The following is a 17,450-nucleotide window of genomic DNA, read 5'->3' on the forward strand; positions in this document are numbered from 1 at the left end:
AGTACGCCGGGGGCAGCCTGTCCGCAAGGGTCTTACTTGACCTGGAGCAGCTTGTTCGCGGTTCCACCGGTCGGGTTGCTGATCTTGCCGTCCGCGGCCGCGGCGACGAGACCCTCGGAGACCTGGGCCGGGGTGGCGTCAGGGTGCGCCGAGAGGTACAGCGCGGCAGCGCCCGCGACGTGCGGCGAAGCCATCGAGGTACCGCTGATGGTGTTGGTGGCGTCGTCACCGGTGCCCCACGTCGAGGTGATGTCGACACCCGGCGCGTACAGGTCCACGACCGAACCGTAGTTCGAGAAGCTGGCCTGCTTGTCGGTCTTGTCGCTGGCGGCCACCGTGATGGCCTCCTTGACACGGGCCGGGGAGGTGGTGCCGGCGTCGGAGGACTCGTTGCCCGCCGCGAGCGCGAACGTCACGCCCTTGTCGATGGCGCCCTTGACCGCCGCGTCCAGGGCGTCGTCCGCGCCGCCGCCCAGGCTCATGTTGGCGACCGACGGGCCCTTGGCGTTCGCCGCGACCCAGTCGACACCGGCGACGACACCCTCGGTGGTGCCGCTGCCGTTGGCGTCCAGCACGCGGACGCCGACGATCTTCACGCCCTTGGCCAGGCCGTGGTCCGTGCCGCCGATGGTGCCGGCGACGTGCGTGCCGTGGCCGTGCTCGTCGTTGGGGGTGTCGTCGTTGTCGACGAAGTCCTTGCCGCCGGTCGCGCGGTCACCGAAGTCCTTGTGCGTGCCGCGGACACCGGTGTCGATGACGTAGGCGGTGACGTTGTCGGCCTTCGTCGGGTACGTGTACTTGTTGTCGAGCGGGAGGTCCGCCTGGTCGACGCGGTCCAGGCCCCACGAGGGCGGGTTGTCCTGGGTCTCGCTGATCTTGAACGTCTTGTTCTGGACGACGTACGCGACCTGCGGGTCGGCGGCGAGACGCTTCGCGGCGGCCTCGTCGGCCTTGATCGAGAAGCCGTTCAGCGCCGAGCCGAAGGTGCGGGACAGCGTGGTGCCGTACTGACCGGTGAGGCCCTGCGCCTTGGCGGCGACGTTCGCGGTGATCTCGCTCGCCGCGGCGACGCCCTGGCCGACCGCGGTGGGCTTGAGGACGACGATGTAGCTGCCGCCGACGGCGTTGGCGGCACCCGCGTCGCGGATCTCGCCCAGCTGGTCGGCGTTGGCGGCGCCCGCGCCGAACGTGGCGACCGCCGCGGTCACACCGGCGAGGGCGACTCCCGCCACCAGGCCGCTACGGGTCTTTCGGGACTTCAGGTTCTTCCGGGACTTGCTCACTGGTTCCCTTCCTGCCGCGCCATGCGGATCACCCGGGAGGATGATCGTTGCTGAGAGCCATGCAAGCCGGTGCGCTGGTGGCCGGGCAATGATTCACAGTTACCAGTACTAGGCCATTCGGACTAACGACGCTCGTCCGGAAAGTCGTTTTCGCCTGGCAGAAGGCGCCCCTGAAGCGTTACCTCCGACTGTTAAAGTTATTCGTGTTGTTATCAACCGGGCGGTGTCAGTGAACGGCAGACGGGGGCGGTCGGGCAGCATATGGTGGCGGGGAGCGCGGCGGACCGAGTGACCACGGACGATGAAGATCAACCGCGTACCGCGTTCGCCACCGCGTTGCGATCGGCCATCGCCACGAGCGGCCTGAGTCTCGACCGTATCCAAGCCCGGCTGCTCGCGCGCGGCGCGTCGGTGAGCGTGACCGCGCTGAGTTACTGGCAATCGGGCAAACGTCAGCCGGAACGGCAGAGTTCGCTGTCCGCGGTCCGTGTCCTGGAAGAGGTCCTGGCGATTCCCGCCGGTTCCCTGCTCAGCCTGCTGCCGCCGCCGCGACCACGCGGGGCGTCGTCACGCCGCAGCCGGGCCACGACCGAGCAGCCGCTGACCTTCCCGCTCGAAGCCCTCCAGGCGCTGCTGGAGAAGGTCGGCGCGCCCAACGCGCTCGAACAACACCATCAGCTGAAGCTCGTCGGCCTGCACGACCTGTGCGAGATCGCCGAGGACGGCGGGCAACGCGCGGTGACCGCGCGGGCGGTGTTCCAGGCGGGCGCGGACGGGCAGGACCGCTGGCTGCTGGTCTACGCCCAAGGCGACCCGGAAGCCGGGCCGCCGGTGCTGAACACGCTGCGCAACTGCCACGTCGGCCGCGCCGAGGTCGACGACGAGCATGGGCTCACGGTGGCCGAACTGCTCTTCGACCGGCCCATCGACCGCGGCGAGACGCACCTGATCGAGTACTCGCTGACCAACCCCGGGCCGCCGTACCCGGAGTGCCGGAACACGCATTACCGCGAGTTCCGGCGTCCCGTGCGCGAGTACCTGCTGGAGGTCCGGTTCGATCCGGAGTCCACCCCGGCGAAGTGCTGGCAATACTCCAAGCACGGTCAGGGCACGTCACCGATGGACCGGAAGGAACTCAAACCGGACCAAGGCAACGGTGTCCACGCCGTTGCGCTCGACTTCGGCCCCGGCGTCTTCGGCATCGACTGGGAGTACTAGCGCAGCTTGTTGCGCAGCACCTTCCCGGTCGCGTTGCGGGGCAGCTCGTCGAGGAATTCGACGTCACGCGGCACCTTGTACCGCGCGAGGTTGGCCTTGACGTACTCGCGCACGCCGTCGACGTCCAGCTCCGACTTCTCGGACCGCACCACGAACGCCTTCAGTCGCTGCCCGAACTCGGGATCCTCGACGCCGACGACCGCGGCTTCGATCACGTCCTCGCGTTCGACCAGGAGGTTCTCCACCTCGATCGGGAACACGTTCTCGCCGCCGGAAACGATCATCTCGTCGTCGCGGCCGTCGATGAACAGCAGGCCGTCCTCGTCGAAATGGCCGACGTCGCCGCTGGAGAGCAGCCCGTCGATGATCTCCTTGTTGCGCCCGTCGGTGTAGCCCTCGAAGCTCAGCCCGCTGCCGACGAACACCCGGCCGGTGACATGCGGCTCGGTGATCTTGCCGCCCTTTTCGTCGTACAGCGCCACCTTGCAGCCCACCGGCGCGCGGCCGACCGTGCCCGGCGCCTTGCGCCAGTCCTCGGGCGTCGCGACCGTCGCGACCGCGACCTCGGTGGAGCCGTACAGGTTGTGCACGACGTCGCCGAACGCGGCGGTCGCGCGGTTCCCCAGATCAGGGGACAGCGCGGAGCCGGCGACGAAGATGATCCGCAGGCACGAGGTGTCGTATTTGGCGCGGACCTCCTCGGGCAGGTCGACGATCCGCTGCAGCATCGTCGGCACGAGGACCAGCGTGGTGCAGCGGTTCTCCGCGACCCCGCGCAACGTCTCCTCTGGCACGAACTTGCGCCGCATGACGACCTTCGAACCGAGCGCGAAGGACAGGATGAACTGCGACAACCCGGTGCCGTGGAACAGCGGCGCGCCCATGTAGGTCGCCTCGCCGGTGCGCAGCGGGATGCGGTCGAGGAACTGCGCGGAGGCGAGCGCGGAGGTGTGCGGCCGCGGCGCGCCCTTCGGTGTCCCGGTGGTGCCGCTGGTCAGCAGGATGAAGCCGCCCGGTTTGGCCGGCGCGGGCCACGGGCGGTCGTCGGTGCTGGCGACCAGTTCGGTGACGATCGGGATCTTGTGCCCGGAGAGCTCGGTGTCCGAATCGACCCAGGCGAGGTAGTGGTCGACGTCGCCCTCGACCGCGTCCAGCAGCTCGGTGAACTCCTGGTCGTACACGAGCGCCGTGACGCCTTCACGCTTCGCGACGTCCGCGAGCTGGGGTTTGGCGAACCCGGTGTTCATCAGCAGCAGCTTGGCGCCGAGTTTGCCCGAGGCGAGCATCGTCAGGACGAGACCGCGGTGGTCGCGGCACAGCGCGGCGATCACGGAACCCGGGCCGAGGCCGCGTTCGGACCATGCCCTGGCCAGCGCGTTCGACTGGGTGTCGAGCTGCTTGAAGGTCAGCGGTCCCAGCTCGTCGATGATGCCGGTCGCGGTCGGGTCCCGGCGGGCGGCGATCATGTTCGCCCCGGCGAACGGGCCCCACTTCCGCACCATGACCAGCGAACGCAGGCCCTCGTCGACCCGCGGGATCGGGAGCAGGCCCGCTTGGCGCATCACGTCGATGCTGCGCACGGTCTCGGTCACCTTGCCCGCCACCAGGGTGGCGAGGCCGGTGGGGTTTCTCATCCGGGCACCTCCGTTGCTGCTGCGGCGAGACACCATGCCGCCGGCGGTTCGCGTACCGGCGGTATGGGGTTGCTACTCGACAGTAGCCGACCGATAGCGCAGGCGCACTAACCGTCTGGTGACAGAAATGTCGGGGGGAACCACCACAATGTGAGTGTGCAGGCGATCGCAGGTCAAGAGGAGGACGGCGACTTCGCGATCGCTCTTTCGGGCCAGCCGCCGCGGCGGGGCCTGAAGCTCCCGGAGTTCGTCGGCGAGGTACGGAGCCTGGAGGCGGAGCATTCACCCAGGTGGGTGTTCCCGTCGGTCGAAGGGACGTACCCCGCGCTGATCAAGGCGGGCGTCCGGGTGCGGCGCTGCCACGACCTGACCCTGATCGAGGGCTTGCTCCTGGCCCACGAGGGGCGCCCGCAAGAGTCGCGAAGCCTGCGCGCGGCGTTGGCCAGGGCGAACGGACAGGAGCCTCCCGCCGACGAGCCGCCGCTCTGGGCCGAGGACGACCAGCCGACGCTGTTCGAGACGCGCGGCCCGCGGCTGCCCGCCGGCGTCACGGTGGTCGACGCGGTGCGCAGGGTGCTGGCCGAGCAGGAGAAGCGGGTCGCCGTCACCGAGCGTCCGGAGCGGCTCCGGCTGCTCTTCGCGGCGGAGTCGGCGAGTGCGCTGGCGGCCGCCGAGATGTCGTTCGACGGGCTGCCCTGGCGGGCCGACCTGCATTTGGCGTTGCTCGCCGAGCAGCTCGGGCCCCGAGTCCCGGCCGGGCACCGCCCGAAGCGGCTGGTCGAGCTGGCGGCGAAGATCAGCGACGCGTTCGGCGGGCGCCCGGTCAATCCGGACGCCCCGGCCAGCGTCGTCCGGGCGCTCGGGCGGGAGGGCATCGAGGTCTCGTCGGCCAGGAAGTACCTGCTGCGCGACATCGACCATCCCGCCGTCCCGCCGCTGCTGGAGTACAAGGAGCTCGCGCGGCTGCATTCGGCCAACGGCTGGACCTGGCTCGACGAGTGGGTGCACGACGGCCGGTTCCGCCCGCACTACGTCGTCGGCGGGGTCGTTTCCGGCCGTTGGGCGAGCCGGGGCGGGGGCGCGCTGCAGATCCCGAAGATCCTGCGGACCTGTGTCCGGGCCGATCCAGGCTGGAAGCTGGTGGTCGCCGACGCCGCACAGCTGGAGCCTCGGGTGCTGACGGCGTTGTCCGGAGACCGCAAGCTCGCCGACGTCGCCGCGGCCACGGATCTGTACGCGAGCCTCGCCGAGGCGATGTTCTCCGGCGTGCGCCGCGTGCCGGTGCCCGCGTGGGACGACAGGGACGATCGGGACCGCGCGAAGATCGCGATGCTGTCGGCGATGTACGGCGGTACGTCCGGGGAGGCCGGTCCGCTGCTGGCGTTGCTGCGCACCAGGTTCCCGGACGCGGTGTCCTATGTGGAGCGTGCCGCGCAGGCCGGGGAACGCGGTGAGCGCGTCCGCTCCCGGCTGGGCCGGACGTCGCCCGCGCCGTCGGAAGCGTGGCGCGCGCTGACAGGCGGGGTCGCGGAGGACGAGGCCGGTGAGCTGAAGGCGCGCCAGGCGTCCCGCAACTGGGGGCGCTTCACCCGGAACTTCGTCGTGCAGGCGAGCGCGGCGGACATGACCGCGGTCCTGCTGGCGACCCTGCGCAGCAGGCTCCCCTCGCCCGCGCACCTGGTGTTCTTCCAGCACGACGAGGTCCTGGTGCACACCCCCGCCGAGTTCGCCGACGAGGTCGCCCAGTCCATTATGGACAGCATGGCCGAAGCGGCGCGGATGCTGTTCGGGGCCGCTTGCCCGGTCCGGTTCCCGCTGCACATCGCCGCCGTGGACACCTACGCCGACGCCAAGTGAGTTACGCCCCCAATCACGCGAGTTCGCCCCTCAAACACGCGAGTTACACCCCCAATCACGTGAGTTCCGTTTTCGCGCCACGGGCACGCATGTGATCAGACGGCGAACTCGCGTGATCAGATGGACGACTCGCGTGATTGGGGACGTAACTCGCGTGATTGGGGGCGTAACTCGGGTCAGGAGGCGGCGGCGTCGTCCAGGGCCTTGATGACGCGCTTCAGCGAGACGGGGTGGGCGGTGCCCAGCGTCTGGGCGAAGAAGCTCACCCGCAGTTCCTCGATCATCCACCGGATGTCCCGCAGCGCGGGCGATGAGGTGCCGGGCGGCAGCGCGTCCAGCGCGGTCTGGTACTCGTTGCGGAGCCAGGCGATGTCGCCGGTGCGCTGGATGTCGCGCGTGGGCTCGGTCGGGAGTTTCTCCAGCCGCCGCTCGATCCCGCGCAGATATCGGACGACGTGCTTGAGCCTGTCCTGTCCGGTTTCGGTGACGAAACCCTTGTGCACCAAGCCGTCCAGCTGCGCGCGGATGTCGGCGAGCGAGTCCTTCGGGCCGCGCGTGTCGGCCAGCCGCGTTTCGACGTCGTTGGCCGCTCGCAGGATCTTCTCGACGTTGGTCAGCACGTCGAGCACCCCGGCGTTCAGGCCCGCGCGCACCTTTTCCAGCAGGACGGCGAATCCGGCCTCGTCCCAGCGTGGTCCGCCGTTGTCGGCCACGAGTTTGTCGACGGCGCAATCGACGCAGTCTTCGAGCAACGCCGCCACCGAACCGTGCGGATTCCGGTTCAGCACGAGTTTCGACGAGTTGCCGAGGTTGCGGGTGATGAACTTCATCGGCGACGGGATGTTCAGCCGCAGCATCCGCCGCGTGCCCGCCCACATCGACTGTTCCTGCTGGCCCGGCGTGTCCAGCAGCCGCACCGCGACGGAGCCGCCTTCGTCGACCAGCGCCGGATACGCCTTGACGTCGTGCCCGCGCTGCTTGCTCGCGAACACCTTCGGCAGTTCGCCGAACGCGGGCGTCGTCAGGCCCTCACGCTCGATGCTGTCGGCGGCCTTGGAGATCGTCGCGCGCACCTGGCCGCTCAGATCTCGTTTGAGCGCCTCGATGTCCTTGCCCTCGGACACCTTTTTCCCGCGAACGTCGACCACGCGGAAGGTCATCTTCAGATGTTCGGGGACCGCCGACAGCTGCCAGGCGTCGTCGGGGATCACCACCCCGCGCAACGCTTCCAGCTCGTCGGCGACGGCATGCAGCAGCGGCCCGTCGGCCGGACCGACCCGCGACAGCACCAGTTTCGCGTGGTCGGGCGCCGGCACGAAGTTGCGCCGGATCGCCTTGGGCAGCGACTTGATCAGCTGCGTCACCAGTTCTTCGCGCAGGCCGGGGACCTGCCAGTCGAAACCGTCCGGCGTGACCTGGTTCAGCACCGGCAGCGGGATGTGCACGGTGACGCCGTCCGCGTCGGCGCCCGGCTCGAACTGGTACGTGAGCTTGAAGGTCTGGCTGCCCTGCGTCCAGAAGTCGGGGTAGTCGGCCTCGCGCACGCCGCCCGCGGTCTCGTTGATGAGCATCGTCTTCTCGAAGCTCAGCAGGTCGGGCTCGGTGTGCCGCGCCTTCTTCCACCAGCTGTCGAAATGCCGCGCGGAGACGACGTCGGCCGGGACACGCTGGTCGTAGAACTCGAACAGCGTCTCGTCGTCGACCAGGATGTCGCGGCGGCGCGCCCGGTTCTCCAGGTCCTCGACCTCGTCGAGCAGCGCGCGGTTCTCGCGGAAGAAGTGGTGCCGCGTCTCCCAGTCGCCCTCGACCAGCGCGTGCCGGATGAACAGCTCCCGGCTTACCTCGGGGTCGATCCGGCCGTAGTTGACCCGGCGGTCGGCGACGAGCGGGACGCCGTACAGCGTCACCTTCTCCGTCGCCATCACCGCGCCCTGCTTGCGTTCCCAGTGCGGCTCGGAGTAGTTCCGCTTCACGACGTGCCCGGCGAGCGGCTCGACCCATTCCGGCTCGATCCGCGCGTTGACCCGGCCCCACAGGCGCGAGGTCTCGACGAGCTCCGCCGACATCACGAACCGCGGCTGCTTCTTGAACAACGCCGACCCCGGGAACACCGAGAACCGCGCCCCGCGCGCGCCGAGGTAGTCGCCCTTGGCCGGATCCTTGAGGCCGACATGCGACAGCAGCCCGGCGATCAGCGACGTGTGCACGCGTTGCGGATCGGCCGGGCCGGACGTACTGAGCGTGATGCCGAGCGGTTTGGCCAGCTGACGCAGCTGGCTGAAGATGTCCTGCCATTCGCGGATGCGCAGGTAGTTCAGGTACTCGTTGCGGCACATCCGGCGGAACTGGTTGGTGGACAACGCCTTCTGCTGCTCGGTGACGTACTCCCACAGGTTCAGGTACGCCAGGAAGTCGGAAGTCTTGTCCGCGAACCGCGCGTGCTGCTCGTCCGCCGCCTGCTGCTTCTCCGCCGGCCGCTCACGTGGGTCCTGAATGGACAGTGCGGCGGCGATGATCATCACTTCGCGGACGCAGCCGTTGCGGGAGGCCTCCAGCACCATTCGCGCCATCCGCGGATCGACCGGGAGCAGCGCGAGTTTGCGGCCGGTCTCGGTGAGCTTCTTCCCGTCGGACATCTCGAACGCGCCGAGTTCCTGAAGCAGCTGGACGCCGTCGGTGACCTGACGGCGGTCCGGCGGCTCGACGAAGGGAAACGCGGCGATGTCGCCGAGGCCGAGCGAGGTCATCTGCAGGATGACCGAAGCGAGGTTCGTCCGCAGGATCTCCGGATCGGTGAACTCGGGCCGCGCGTCGAAGTCGTCTTCGGAGTACAGCCGGATGCAGATACCGTCCGACGTCCGGCCGCAGCGGCCCTTGCGCTGGTTCGCCGACGCCTGGGAGACCGGCTCGATCGGCAGCCGCTGCACCTTGGTGCGGTGGCTGTACCGCGAGATCCGCGCGGTGCCGGGGTCGACGACGTACTTGATACCCGGCACGGTCAGCGACGTCTCGGCGACGTTGGTGGCGAGCACGACACGGCGCCCGGTGTGGCGCTGGAACACCCGATGCTGGTCCGACGACGAAAGCCGCGCGTACAGCGGCAGGATCTCTGTGTTGCGAAGGTCTTGTTTGGACAGCGCGTCGGCGGCGTCGCGGATCTCCCGCTCGCCGGAGAGGAACACCAGGATGTCGCCGGGGCCCTCGTGCTGGAGTTCGTCGACGGCGTCGCAGATGGCCTGCGTCTGGTCGCGATCCTGATCGGCGTCCGGATCGTCCGGGTCGATGATCGGCCGGTAGCGGACCTCGACCGGATACGTCCGGCCGGAGACCTCCACGATCGGCGCGTCGTCGAAATGTTTGGAGAACCGCTCCGGGTCGATCGTCGCCGAGGTGATGATCACCTTGAGATCGGGACGGCGCGGCAGGAGCTGCTTGACGTAGCCGAGGATGAAGTCGATGTTGAGGCTGCGCTCGTGTGCCTCGTCGATGATCAGGGTGTCGTACTGGCGCAGCATCCGGTCGGTCTGGATCTCGGCGAGCAGGATGCCGTCGGTCATCAGCTTGACCAGCGTGTCCTGGCCGGAGTGGTCGGTGAACCGGACCTTGTAGCCGACGGCCTCGCCGAGTTCGGTGTTCAGCTCGGAGGCGATGCGATCGGCGACTGTGCGCGCGGCCAGCCGCCGTGGCTGCGTATGCCCGATCTGCCCCCGGATACCGCGACCGAGTTCGAGGCAGATCTTGGGCAGCTGGGTCGTCTTCCCGGACCCGGTTTCGCCCGCGACGATCACGACCTGGTGATCGCGGATGGCCGCGGCGATCTCGTCCTTCCGCTGGCTGACGGGCAGCTCTTCGGGGAACGAGATCTTCGGGACGCTGTCACGCCTGCGGGTGACCCGGAGTTCGGCGGCCTCGATGTCGGCCTCGATCTGCGCGGCGATCGACTCGGCGTTGCGCGCTTTCCGGGCACCGTCGAGCCGGCGCCGGAGGCGGTGCTCGTCGCGCGACATCAGTTCGGGCAGGCGAGCGCGCAGGGCGCCGAGCGGGGAAGGTTGAGAAGCCATGACCGGCACCAGGATAGCCGTGCGTGACGATCAGGGCCTCCGAATATGCCGGAGGCGACATCGCGCTGGTCAGGAGCGGGTGAGCGACCCCGGCGTGAGGTCGGCGAGCCGCCGGTGCCCCGACAGGCCCATGGTCAGGTCGAAGTCCGCGAGCAGGCTCCGCAGCACGTGCCGGACGCCGTCCTCCCCCGCGTGCGCCAGGCCGTACACCCACGGCCGCCCCACCAGCACGGCCTTCGCCCCGAGGGCGAGCGCCTTGGCGATGTCGGCGCCGGTGCGGATGCCGGAGTCGAACAGGATTTCCAGCCGGTCGCCGACCGCGGCCACGATCTCCGGGAGCGCGTCGAGCGAGGCGATCGCGCCGTCGACCTGGCGGCCGCCGTGGTTGGACACGACGATCCCGTCCATCCCGGCGTCGACGGCGCGGCGCGCGTCGTCGGGGTGCTGGACGCCCTTGAGCACGATCGGCCCGTCCCAGTGCTCGCGCAGGAACGGCAGCCGGTCCCAGGTGCTGTCGGTGCCGGTGATCATCGAGATCCAGCGCAGGATCGCGGTGGGCGCGTCCTCCTCGGGCGTCTTCTCCAGCAGGCCGCGGAACACCGGGTCGCTCAGCGGGACGCCCAGCCCGATGCCCTTGATGAACGGCAGGTACGCGTGGTCGAGGTCGCTCGGGCGCCACGCGAGGGTCCAGGTGTCGAGTGTGACGACCAGCGTGGTGAACCCGGCGGCCTTCGCCCGCGCCAGGATGCTCGCGCAGACCTCGTTGTCCGTCGGCCAGTACAGCTGGAACCAGCGCGCCCCCTCGCCACTGGCCTCGGCGACGTCCTCGATGCTCGTGGACGACGCCGTCGACATGACGTACGGCAGGCCGACCGACGCCGCGGCCCGCGCCGACGCCGGTTCGGCGCCCTCGTGCACGATCGACTGGACGCCGACCGGCGCCAGCAGCACCGGCGCCGGAACGGGCGTCCCCAAGACCGTCGTCGAGAGGTCGCGTTCGGTGGCGCCGGTGAGCATCCGGGGCACCAGGCGCCAGCGGTCGAACGCCTCGCGGTTGGCGCGGGCGGTGGCGCCGGAACCGGCCGAGCCCGCGACGTACCAGAACGGCCCGGGCTCCAGGATCTCCCGCGCCGACTCCTCCAGTTTCGTGGCGTCGGTGGAGCACGGCGGGAGGGTCCCGCCGAGCCCCTGCAGGTAGATCTCGTTCTGGTAGCCGCCGAACCGCTCCGTCACCCAGGCCTCCTCGTCACGTCGCCCTGGCCGGCTCGTCGCGGCGGGTCGAGCCTCGGACAATACTCGCCGGTAGCAACCAGGTGAGTTTCTCGGAGCGGATGACCGCGACTGGACCGATCACGGCCAGCAGGAGGACGTAGCCCGCGACGAACGGGGCGACCCGCGAGTCGAGCCCGGCCGCGGTGGCCATCGCCGCGAGCACCAGCGAGAACTCGCCCCTGGTGAGCACGGTCAGCCCGATGTTCACCCCGGCCTGGCGATCGAACCCGTTCACCCGCGCGGCCAGTGCGCCCGCGCCCAGGTTCAGCACGATCGTCAGCACCACCGCGATCAGCACCGGCACGACCACCGAACCGACCGCGTTCGGGTCGATGCTGAGCCCGAAGATGAAGAAGAACAGCGCGCCGAACGCGTCCCTCAGCGGGAGCACCAGCTTGTGGATCCGCGGCGCGACCTTCGAGCCGCCGAGCATCATGCCGACCATGAACGCGCCGATGGCGTCGGACACCCCGACCTCCTCGGCGACGGCGGCGCCCATGACGGCGACACCGACGAAGCAGACGGTCAGCAGTTCGTCGTCGGCCGAACCGAACAGCTTCGACACCATCCGGCCACCCCATCGGGCGAGCGCGGCCATGACGATCAGGAACGCGAAGGCCTTGCCGAAGTCGGCCAGCGCCGAGCCGAAGCTCCCGGCGCCGGACAGCACCGGCTGCAGCAACGCCAGGTACAGCGCGAGGAAGATGTCCTCGATCACGATGATGCCCATGATCAGCCGGGATTCGGGGTTGTCCATCCGGCGTGCTTCGAGCAGGAGTTTGGTGACGATCGCGGACGACGAGATACCGATGGCGCCGGCGATGACCAGCGCCTCCCTGGTCCCCCAGCCCAGCAGGAAACCGAAGGCGAGCCCGCCGCCGATGTTGAGGATCAGGTAGATCAGCCCGGACCAGACGAGTTTGCGCCCGCCCTTGGCCAGGTCGTCGAGGGAGAACTCGAGGCCGAGGTAGAACAGGAGGAAGACGAGACCGAGCCCGGCGAGCACACCGAGCTCGGCCGGATCGTCCACAAGGGACAGTCCGGGAGTGTTGGGGCCGAAGACGAAACCGGCCAGCATGAACAGGGGGATGGTGGGCAGCCCGATGCGGGCGCCGGCTCTGGCGATGACACCGGCGGCGAGGAACGCCCCGCCGACGGCCAGCAGGGCATGACCGGAACTCATGGAGACCTCCGATGGATGGCTGATACGGGAAGAAGACGCCGATCAGCGCGGAGGTGCCCGTGCGGGCGCCTGGGGCACCGCTCGGGTGATGACGACGGGTTCGCCCTGCTCAGGGGCGTGGCCGGCGTCGGGGAGGTCAACGGTCTCCGCGTCGGCGGGAGCGTCGGCGAGGGGAACGGCTTGCCCGCCATGGAAGGCGGGCAGCGGATGGGTCGCGAAGACGGCGACGGGGTCTTCCTTCGCGGCGCGGCCGTGCCCGTGGGGAACGGTCGGCGTGACGAAGGCGAAGACGAGCAAGATCAGCAGGAAGAAGACGGAACGGTGCCGTGCGGCGGGGGCACGGGTAGTCGTCATCTGCCCGCGACTTTACCAGTCCTTTATAGACATATCGACGAGAGATCTGTCACGGCTCGCGCCACATGGGCAGCATCGGCGGCCCGCCCTCGGCCGCGAAAGCCGGCCCGTGATCACGGAAACCCAGCCGCCGGTACAGTTTCGCGCTCTCCGGGCTGCTCGCCTCCAAGTACGCGGGCACGGCGCCGTACCGGTCGAGACCGTGCTTCAGCAGCCGGGCGCCGATCCCTTGCCGCCGCGCATTCTCTCGGACGCCGATGAACTGCGCGTGGTGGTACTCGCCGCCGGGAGCGTGCTCCGTCATCAACTCGAACAACGCGCTGAGCCTGCCGATCTCTTCCCCGGTGAGCCCGGCGAACGCGTCGCCGTCCACGTCGTCCTCGCCGCCGGGCGTCCAGAGGACGGCGCCGGACAGATCATCGGTGACGTCGACGTGGCCGCCCGCGGCGAGCGTCCCCGTCAGGACCGCCCGATGGAAGATCGGCTGCGCCACCGCGCGCCGCTCGTCGCCGGGGAAGACCCACCTGCTGACCGGATCGTTCTGGAAGGCCTCGGCCAGCACCTCGACCACAGTGTCCATTTCGGACGGTTGGGCGGCGCGTACGATCATCGTCCCGTCCTCAGCTCGACCGGTTCGCCGTCCTCTTCGAGCGGACCACCGATCGCCGCGTAGGTCTCGGGATCCTTTGTCCGCAACACTTCCGCGCGCAGGAAGCCCACCAGGGCGGCGATGAGCACGAGCCCGGGCAGCCCCCAGCGCAACACGAACGTCCCGGCCGGGCCGAGCAGCAGATCGAAGTTGAGCAGGATCAGCGCGAGGACGGCCGACAGCGTGAGGATCGCCAGCGACGGCGCGATCCAGCGACGCCAAGCGTTTTCGGCCTGACGGCGCCGTTTGAAAAAGCCGATCACCGAAAGCGAGACGGCGATCATGATCACCACGACACCGGTGGACGCCGTCGTGCCGAGCCAGGTGAACAGTTCGGTCACCGGGTCACGGCCCGCGATCGCGAACAGCGACACGACCGCCAGCGCGAGCGCGGTCTGCGTGAGCGAACCGGCCACCGGCGCGCCGGTGCGTTTGCTGGTCTTGGCCAGCGAACGTGGCAGGAGCCCTTCCCGGCCCAGCGCGAAGAAGTACCGCGCGACGGCGTTGTGGAAGCTCAGCAGCGCCGCGCACTGGCCGGTCACGAACAGCGTGTAGGCGACGTCGGAGAAGGTGCCGCCGAGATGTTCGCCCGCCAGGTTGAACAGCAGATCCGGCCCCTGCGCGGCCGCGGTCGTGACGATGACGTCCGGCCCGGTGCCCACGGCCAGCGCGAGCGACGAGACCACGTAGAGCACCGCGGTGAGCAGGATCGCGGCGAACGTCGCCCGCCCGACCGTGCGGCTGGGCTCCCGGGTCTCCTCGCCGTAGGTCGCCGCTCCCTCGAAGCCGATGAACGCCGCCGCGGAGAACGCGAACACCGCGCCCGCGCCGGTGGTGAACAGGCTCGACGGCTCCAGCGGCACCCAGGAAACCCCGCCGCCCGCCGGATTCGCGAACAGCGCGATGTCGACGATCGCGACGACGGCGACCTCGAGGCACAGCGCCACCCCGAGCACCTTGGCGTTGAGGTCGATCCGCAGGACGCCGAGCGCGGCGACGATCAGCACCATCACCAGCGCGCACAGCCACCACGGCGGCGGGGATCCGGTGAGCGTGCCCAGCCAGGTCGACACCGACCAGCCGAACAGGCCGTAGATGCTGATCTGGATGGCGTTGTAGGAGAACAGCGTGACGAACGCGATCCCGGCGCCGGTGGATTTGCCGACCCCGTTGGCGACGTACGGGTAGAAGGCGCCCGCGTTGGTGATGTAGCGGCTCATCGCCGCGTACCCGACCGCGAACAGCCCCAGGATCGGGGCGAGCAGAAGGAACGACAGCGGTACCCCGACACTGCCGGTGACCGCGTAGTTCGTCGGGACCCCGCCCGCGATGGCGAAGAGCGGACCCGCCGCGGCCACCACGAAGAACACGATCTGGGCGGCTCCGAGCCGCCGATGACCGAGACCGCGCCGCGGTCTTTGCCTACCCATGACCCGGTCCCCCCGGACGTCGGTCGTTCTTGATCTTGCGAGAGCCATCCCACCCTAGGGCCGGGCACCCCGGCGAGGTACGTCCGTTCAGGCTAAAAACGGACCTCGGCTCGCACTGGTCCGCGCGCTACCGCTACTTTGGCCGTCCCGCACCACAACGCCGGAGGGCGTGCCATTCATGCGTCGGCTGACGTTGGTCGATTCCCTGTTCTTCCTCGCCCACGACGAGTTCACCGGAAAACCCGCGCTGCGCCGCACGGGACTCGGCATCGGAATGGCCGGTTCCGCGCTCTGCGATCTCCTCCTCGCCGAGCGGATCACCGTGGAACGCAAGCGAATCCGCCCGCTGACCCGGCGCGGCCTCGCCCATCCCCCGCTGGACCGGGTGTTCACGGAAATCCTCCGCGAACGCGAGCGGCACACCGTCCGGGAATGGGTCAACCACCTGCGGCACGACGTCGCGGAAACGGTCGCGGACAATCTGCTCGCCGCGGGAGTGGTCGACCGTGAAACCGACCGGATGCTGATGCGGAAGAATCACCGGTACCCGCCACGGGATCTGCTGATGTCGACGGCCGCGCGCAGCAAGGTGCGGACGGCCGTCCTCGGCACCGAACAGCCGGATCCGCATTCGGTCTGCCTGGCCCTGCTGGCCTGGACCATCGGGCTCGACGACTTCTGCGAACCGGAAATCGACCGAGCAGGCCTGCGAGCCTGGACCGAGTCCACTCACCGGGAACTTCCGAAGGCGCTCGCCGAACTGATCTCGGGGGTGGACGCGGTGGTCGCCGCCGTCGTCTACACCGGCGACCGGCGATGACCGGAGGTAGCCTGGCGCCATGCCCACCGGCCGTGACCACGATGTCGTACTCTTCGGCGCCACCGGGTTCACCGGCGGCCTGACGGCGGAGTATCTCGCCCGCGCCGCGCCGCCCGGTCTGCGCCTCGCCCTCGCCGGACGCGACCCCGCCAAGCTGAAAGCGTTGCGGGAGAAGCTTTCTTCGATCAACCCGGAGCTCTCCGCGCTTCCGCTGCTGCGCGCGGACGTCTCCGACGTGGACTCACTGAGGAAGGTCGCCGAGTCCGCGAAGGTCGTCGCCACCACCGTCGGCCCGTATGTCCACTACGGAGAGCCGCTGGTCGCGGCGTGCGCCGAGGCCGGGACCGATTACGCCGACCTGTGCGGCGAGCCCGAGTTCGTCGACAGGATGTACGTCGCCCACCACGCCCGCGCGGTCGAGACCGGCGCCCGGCTCGTGCACGCGTGCGGTTTCGACTCCATCCCGCACGATCTCGGCGCACTCTTCACGGTTTCCCGTCTACCGCAAGAAAAACCGATCAGGATCGACGGCTATGTCCGCGTCGGCGCGGCACCGTCGGGCGGCACTTTCCTTTCGGCGCTGACCGCGTTTTCCCGGCTGCCGTCGAGTTTCCGCGCCGCCCGGGATCGCGCGGCGGCCGAACCACGACCGGAGGGCCGCCGAGCGCGCGCCTCGCTCGGCACACCTCATCGGAGCCCCAACGGTTTCTGGGCGGTACCGCTGCCGACCATCGACCCGATGATCGTCGAACGGTCCGCCGCCGCTCTCCCGGCGTACGGCCCCGACTTCACGTACCGGCATTTCGCGGCCGTCAAACGGCTTCCGGTGGTCGCCGCCGGTGCCGCCGGGATGGGTCTCGTCTTCGCCGCCGCCCAGATCCCGCCCGCGCGGCGGGCGCTGTCGAAGCTGCTGAAACCCGGCGGCGGCCCGGACGAGCAGCGGCGGGCGCGGTCGTGGTTCTCCGTGCGGTTCCACGCCGAGAGCGGCGGCGAGCGCGTCGTGACCGAAGTGTCCGGCGGCGACCCGGGTTACGGCGAGACCGCGAAGATGCTCGGCGAGTCCGCCCTGTGCCTGGCGCTGGACGACCTGCCCGCGACGGCGGGGCAGGTCACCACGGCGACCGCGATGGGGCAGGCGCTGATCGACCGGCTGAGCGACGCCGGCCTGCGGTTCGCGACCCTGCCCCACCACGTCGGCTGAGGACTAGCTCGTGTGCGCGCTGACCACCGGGCTGGCGGCGTACACCCCATAGAAGGTGTAGTACTTCTTGTTCCCCTCAGGGCACGCCCTCGGGCTCGTGACGGTCCGGTTTTCACTCGGCCAGTAAACCTTCACGTAGGCGCACTTGCCGTCCGCGTCCGTGTCCAGCACCCAACCGGTGACGGTCACGGTGTTGCCCCCGCAAATGACGTTGAACTGAGCCCAGCCACCCGACGGGTAGAGGTTGAACGCCCTCTCCCGGCACTCTTGCTGGATCGAGACGTCACCGTCGGAGGCGACCGGCGCCGCGGTGGCGGGCGTGGCCGCGAACAGCGACCCGAACGCCATCACCGCACCCGTGGCGGCGAGACCGAATTTCTTGATGTTCATCTTCATCCCCTCGGTAGTGGACCCTGCTCCACGGACCGTGCCAGCCGCCCCGAGTCGTCCGGCGAAGTTTTGGTCCTGGCTGAAACATCGCCAAACCG

The 17,450-nt window shown here is 69.5% G+C and carries 13 protein-coding genes; 4 read left to right on the plus strand and 9 right to left on the minus strand.

Annotated elements, in window-relative coordinates; translation table 11 throughout:
- Positions 1–32: 32 nt before the first annotated feature.
- Positions 33–1,283, minus strand: a complete 1,251-nt coding sequence (locus tag ACIRGA_RS17715; RefSeq protein WP_400942313.1) for a S8 family peptidase — start codon at positions 1,281–1,283, stop codon at positions 33–35.
- Positions 1,284–1,544: 261 nt separating this feature from the next.
- Here ACIRGA_RS17715 and ACIRGA_RS17720 point away from each other — a divergent pair, with 261 nt between their 5' ends.
- Entirely contained in the window at positions 1,545–2,501 is a 957-nt protein-coding gene (locus ACIRGA_RS17720; RefSeq protein ID WP_400942315.1) for a hypothetical protein, read from the plus strand.
- Here the strand turns inward: ACIRGA_RS17720 and ACIRGA_RS17725 are convergent.
- Positions 2,498–4,135, minus strand: coding sequence for an acyl-CoA synthetase (locus ACIRGA_RS17725; protein ID WP_400942317.1), 1,638 nt, complete (start codon positions 4,133–4,135; stop codon positions 2,498–2,500). The genes ACIRGA_RS17720 and ACIRGA_RS17725 overlap by 4 nt on opposite strands.
- A gap of 150 nt (positions 4,136–4,285) precedes the next feature.
- On the opposite strand from ACIRGA_RS17725, the gene ACIRGA_RS17730 reads away from it, so the two are divergent.
- On the plus strand, positions 4,286–5,992 hold the full coding sequence (locus ACIRGA_RS17730; protein WP_400942318.1) for a bifunctional 3'-5' exonuclease/DNA polymerase: 1,707 nt from the start codon (positions 4,286–4,288) through the stop codon (positions 5,990–5,992).
- A gap of 176 nt (positions 5,993–6,168) precedes the next feature.
- Here the strand turns inward: ACIRGA_RS17730 and hrpA are convergent, their stop codons facing one another.
- The 6 genes from hrpA to ACIRGA_RS17760 all read right to left on the minus strand — a co-directional run bounded on the left by hrpA (position 6,169) and on the right by ACIRGA_RS17760 (position 14,941).
- Positions 6,169–10,053: an ATP-dependent RNA helicase HrpA gene (gene hrpA / locus ACIRGA_RS17735; protein WP_400942319.1), complete on the minus strand. Its 3,885-nt coding sequence runs from the start codon at positions 10,051–10,053 to the stop codon at positions 6,169–6,171.
- Positions 10,054–10,122: 69 nt separating this feature from the next.
- Positions 10,123–11,286 (minus strand): lactate 2-monooxygenase, encoded by a 1,164-nt coding sequence (locus ACIRGA_RS17740; protein ID WP_400942320.1) that lies wholly within the window; start codon positions 11,284–11,286, stop codon positions 10,123–10,125.
- A gap of 13 nt (positions 11,287–11,299) precedes the next feature.
- Positions 11,300–12,508 (minus strand): cation:proton antiporter, encoded by a 1,209-nt coding sequence (locus ACIRGA_RS17745; RefSeq protein ID WP_400942321.1) that lies wholly within the window; start codon positions 12,506–12,508, stop codon positions 11,300–11,302.
- Positions 12,509–12,550: 42 nt separating this feature from the next.
- Entirely contained in the window at positions 12,551–12,862 is a 312-nt protein-coding gene (locus ACIRGA_RS17750; RefSeq protein ID WP_400942322.1) for a hypothetical protein, read from the minus strand.
- 49 nt (positions 12,863–12,911) lie between these two features.
- Complete coding sequence (locus ACIRGA_RS17755) at positions 12,912–13,472, minus strand: GNAT family N-acetyltransferase (RefSeq protein WP_400942323.1); 561 nt, start codon at positions 13,470–13,472, stop codon at positions 12,912–12,914.
- Positions 13,469–14,941, minus strand: coding sequence for an APC family permease (locus ACIRGA_RS17760; protein ID WP_400942325.1), 1,473 nt, complete (start codon positions 14,939–14,941; stop codon positions 13,469–13,471). Before ACIRGA_RS17760 ends, ACIRGA_RS17755 begins: the two co-directional genes overlap by 4 nt.
- A gap of 178 nt (positions 14,942–15,119) precedes the next feature.
- Here ACIRGA_RS17760 and ACIRGA_RS17765 point away from each other — a divergent pair, with 178 nt between their 5' ends.
- Together ACIRGA_RS17765 and ACIRGA_RS17770 are read left to right on the plus strand one after the other, a co-directional pair.
- Complete coding sequence (locus ACIRGA_RS17765) at positions 15,120–15,761, plus strand: GPP34 family phosphoprotein (RefSeq protein ID WP_400942326.1); 642 nt, start codon at positions 15,120–15,122, stop codon at positions 15,759–15,761.
- A 19-nt stretch (positions 15,762–15,780) separates the two neighbouring features.
- Positions 15,781–16,962 carry a saccharopine dehydrogenase family protein gene (locus tag ACIRGA_RS17770; RefSeq protein WP_400942327.1) on the plus strand — a complete coding sequence of 394 codons (1,182 nt, stop codon included), beginning with the start codon at positions 15,781–15,783 and terminating at the stop codon, positions 16,960–16,962.
- Positions 16,963–16,965: 3 nt separating this feature from the next.
- On the opposite strand, the gene ACIRGA_RS17775 is transcribed toward ACIRGA_RS17770, so the two are convergent.
- Entirely contained in the window at positions 16,966–17,352 is a 387-nt protein-coding gene (locus tag ACIRGA_RS17775) for a hypothetical protein (protein ID WP_400942329.1), read from the minus strand.
- Positions 17,353–17,450: the final 98 nt, after the last annotated feature.

This window comes from Amycolatopsis sp. NPDC102389 (genome assembly GCF_044765885.1).
Classification (GTDB): domain Bacteria; phylum Actinomycetota; class Actinomycetes; order Mycobacteriales; family Pseudonocardiaceae; genus Amycolatopsis.